This is a genomic window from Pseudomonas sp. SDO5522_S412, assembly GCF_054071215.1.
In genome coordinates this window covers 1-1,357 of the sequence record NZ_JBSVWQ010000438.1, presented here as the reverse complement: position 1 = coordinate 1,357, position 1,357 = coordinate 1, and the positions used below count along the sequence as shown (strand labels likewise).

1 protein-coding gene is annotated in these 1,357 nt (G+C 59.5%); it reads right to left on the bottom strand.

Annotation, left to right across the window (positions count from 1 at the left end):
• Nucleotides 1–1,357, bottom strand: a 1,357-nt coding sequence (locus ACW9I6_RS32345; RefSeq protein ID WP_457340242.1) for a DUF6531 domain-containing protein, incomplete at both ends; no start/stop codon positions are given.

The following is a 1,357-nucleotide window of genomic DNA, read 5'->3' as shown; positions in this document are numbered from 1 at the left end:
ACCTGCCGCCCCAGCTCGTCATAGCGATAACGCCGCACACCGCCATTCGCCAGTTTTTCCTCAATGAGCTGGCCGCGTTCGTTCCAGATAAAGCGTTGGCTGCTGTTATCCGGATACCAAACACCCGTGAGCTTTCCGTGTTGGGTGTAGGTGTATTCGGTGTAATTGCCGTCCGGATCAGTCTTGCGAGTGATATCGCCTTGATCGTTACGCTGGTATTTCCACACCGCGTCACCACGGCGCACAACCCGTACGAAACCGTTGTCATGCTCGTAGGAGGTGGGTGCATCGTCACCGGGAAACAGCGCAATCAACCGACCGGCTTCGTCGTACTGATAGGCCGTCACCGCCCCCAGCGGATCCTGCTCGACCGTCAGCCGGCCTTTTTCATCGTAGGATTTGAAGTGCTGCGCGCCGTCCGGATCGATCCGCTGCACCAGCCGTGCGCGCTGGTCGTGTACGTAGACTTCCTGGCTGCCATCGGCGTTGTGCACGGTGACCGTGCCGTTGTCGTCCCACACATACCGCGTGTCCATCTGCGAAAAGCTGGCCCAGTGCCGGACACATCGCGCTGCCTTGCCAGACCGTTCCCACTCCCAGAAGAAACTCGCCCCACCGGCCAGTTCCCGCTCCAGGATCACCTGCTGATCGTCGTACCGATAACGCTCGCTTTCTCCTACAGCGTTGGTCGCTTCGATCAACCGCCAGGCATCGTCGTACGTGTAGGAAACAACGTTCTGCTCGGTAACCCAGCCGAGTTCCCGCTGCACCTGATAGTCGACGGCAACGATATGGCCGCGCTCATACCGCAGCAGCAATCCCTGGCCAACATGGTTATCGATCCGCTGAATCCGCCCGGAATAATCGCGAGCAATGCGCAGTCGGTTGTCATACGCATCGCTGATCGCCGTCAGCACACCGTCACGGAAGTGGTAGAAAAGCGACGCCTGAGCCAGCACCCATTCATCCGGCAAAGCACCCAGATAAATCGCCGCTTCCGCCAGGCTATTGGTGATGGCCGGCCGTGCAGCAGAGGGCAGGGGAAAGGTGGTGCTGCGGTTTTCGTGATCGGTCCACACCACCGATCCGCCGCTCACCACCAAGCGCTGAGCCAGCGCATGACTCCAGCCAAACCCCAACCCGCAATCCACTTCCACGGCACTGCTGCGATACAACCGCGTCCAGGCAAATGGCAGGACACCCTCCAACGAGCCGTCTGTGAGGGTCAGCAGTTCCTCACCAGTAACCATCGAAACCGGGCAGCCATTGGTACAGGTATTCGCCGAACAGACCGAAGCATCCCCATTGGGGTTTTTCGCCGAAGCCGGGGCATCATCCACATGTTCTTGCTTCACCA